The following is a 2,450-nucleotide window of genomic DNA, read 5'->3' as shown; positions in this document are numbered from 1 at the left end:
TCAATCCCATTCCAACTGGATGAATGAGGTCGAATGTGGGAGCGGGCTTGCTCGCGAAGGCGGCCTCAAGGGCAACAAATGACTTAAGCTTGGCCATAACAACAAGGAGGACCCCGTGAGCGTAATCAGTAAATCCATTCTCCTGGTCGACGACGACCAGGAAATCCGCGAGTTGCTGCAAACCTACCTCAGCCGCGCCGGTTTCCAGGTGCGCGGCGTGCCGGATGGCGCGGGGTTCCGCCAGGCGATGAACGAAGCCCCGTGCGACCTGGTGATCCTTGATGTGATGCTGCCGGACGAAGACGGTTTCAGCCTCTGCCGCTGGATCCGCCAGCACCCACGCCAGGCCCAGGTGCCGATCATCATGCTCACCGCCAGTTCCGACGAAGCCGACCGCGTGATCGGCCTGGAGCTGGGTGCCGACGATTACATCGGCAAACCCTTCAGCCCCCGTGAGTTGCAGGCCCGTATCAAGGCCTTGTTGCGGCGCTGCCAGTTTGGCCAGGAGCGCAGCGGCGGCGAGGTGCTGGTGTTTGGCGAGTGGCGCCTGGACATGGTCAGCCACCGGCTGTTCCACGTCGACGGCGAGGAAGTGATTCTTTCCGGCGCCGATTTTGCCCTGCTCAAACTGTTCCTCGACCACCCCCAGCAAATCCTCGACCGCGACACCATCGGCAACGCCACCCGTGGCCGCGACCTGATGCCCCTGGACCGGATTGTCGACATGGCCGTCAGCCGTCTGCGCCAACGCCTGCGCGACACCGAAAAACCACCCCGGCTGATCCGCACCGTGCGCGGCAGTGGCTATCAATTGGCAGCCAGCGTGGTTGCCGGCAATGCCCACTGAGCGCCTGCGTGAACTGCGCCGGCGCATCCCGGTACCGCGTTCGCTGCTGGGGCGGATGTTACTGCTGACCCTGTTGGCGGTGCTGTTTGCCCAGGCGTTGTCCAGCGTGATCTGGGTCTCGCAATTGCGCGCTACCCAGCTTGAAGGCCTGGTAACCGCCGCCCGCAGCCTGGCGCATTCGATGACCGCCAGCGTCAGTTATTTCCGCTCGTTGCCGGTGGCCTTCCGGCCGTTGGTACTGGACCAGTTGCGCAGCATGGGCGGTACCCGGTTTGTGGTGACGCTCAACGACAAGCCCCTGGACATGGCGGTATTGCCGGAAACCCCGCGCAAGCATGCAGTGCTCGGTGCTGTCGAAGAAGTGTTGCGCCAGACCCTGGGCAGCGACGTGCATGTTTCGGTGGAGTTCGTCAGCGCCGAAGACCTGCGCATCTTCAACGCCGGCTTGAAACTCGATGAATTGCCGCGCTCCTGGGCGCATTACGCGTTGACCCTGGAACCGGTGAATCCGCCGGTGTTGGTCACCCAGATCCAGCTGGCCCAGGGCGAATGGCTCTACATTGCCTCCTTGCTGCCCGAACCCTATACCAGCCTCGAAGAACAAGGCCTGCCATACCAGCAGGTGTGGTTTATCGTGCTCACCAGCGGCTTCCTGCTGCTGTTTATCGGCCTGTTGGTGCACTGGCAAAGCCGTCCACTCAAGCGCCTGGCGAGGGCGGCGCGGGACATGTCCCTGGGCGCCGACGTGGAGCCGGTGGCCGAAGGCGGCGGCAGCGAAGTGGTGGAAGTGGGCCGCGCGTTCAATGCCATGCGCGAACGCATCAGCCGTTACCTGACCGAACGCAGCCAGCTGTTCAGCGCCATTTCCCACGACCTGCGCACACCCATCACACGCCTGCGGTTGCGGGTGGAATTGCTGGAAGACGAGAACCTGCAAACCAAGTTCGGCCGCGACCTGGATGAACTGGAGTTGCTGGTCAAAGGCGCGTTGCAGTGTGTGAAAGACACCGACATTCACGAAAACATCGAACCGGTGGACCTCAACCACGTACTCGACTGCCTGGTGGAGCCGTACCTGGCGCCCAACGGCAATGGGCGCGTGACCCAACATGGTCGGGCACTTACGACGTACCCGGGCAAGCCGCTGGCGCTCAAGCGCTGCATCGGCAACCTGATCGACAACGCCCTGAAGTACGGGCAGAACGCCCATTTGCACATTGAAGACGATGGCGCGGAGTTCATCCTCCACGTCGACGACGAAGGCCCGGGCGTGCCGGAACAGCGCCTGGAGCAGGTCTTCGAGCCGCACTTCCGCCTGGCCGGGCAGCAACAGGGTTACGGCCTGGGCCTGGGCATCGCCCGCAACATTGCCCACAGCCATGGCGGTGAAGTGAGTTTGCAGAATCTGCGGGAGGGCGGTTTGCGGGTGACCTTGCAACTGCCTCGTGGCCTGGATTGAACGCCACCAATACCGCAGCTGATTGAGTACTTGTGGCGAGGGAGCTTGCTCCCATTGGGGCGCGAACTGGCCCCCCAAGGTTGGGATTTTTTTCCGTTCAACGGGTGCCAATTCCCTTTCCCACTTCTTCATATCTAGTGTTTT

The 2,450-nt window shown here is 62.4% G+C and carries 2 protein-coding genes; both read left to right on the top strand.

What is annotated here, in order from left to right; translation table 11 throughout:
* Window positions 1-115 precede the first annotated feature (115 nt).
* A complete protein-coding gene (locus tag ACW9I6_RS32035; RefSeq protein ID WP_003214124.1) occupies window positions 116-847 on the top strand; it encodes a response regulator in 732 nt (243 codons plus the stop codon).
* On the top strand, window positions 837-2,306 hold the full coding sequence (locus tag ACW9I6_RS32030) for an ATP-binding protein (RefSeq protein ID WP_087694634.1): 1,470 nt from the start codon (window positions 837-839) through the stop codon (window positions 2,304-2,306). Before ACW9I6_RS32035 ends, ACW9I6_RS32030 begins: the two co-directional genes overlap by 11 nt.
* Window positions 2,307-2,450 lie beyond the last annotated feature (144 nt).

Source organism: Pseudomonas sp. SDO5522_S412 (genome assembly GCF_054071215.1).
Note: the sequence above shows the minus strand (reverse complement) of the source record. Positions and strands in the feature narration are given on the sequence as shown.

Bases quoted from the DNA above. Each gene is read 5' to 3' on its own strand.
- ACW9I6_RS32030 (WP_087694634.1), top strand. From the start codon at position 837: ATGCCCACTGAGCGCCTGCGTGAACTGCGCCGGCGCATCCCGGTACCG.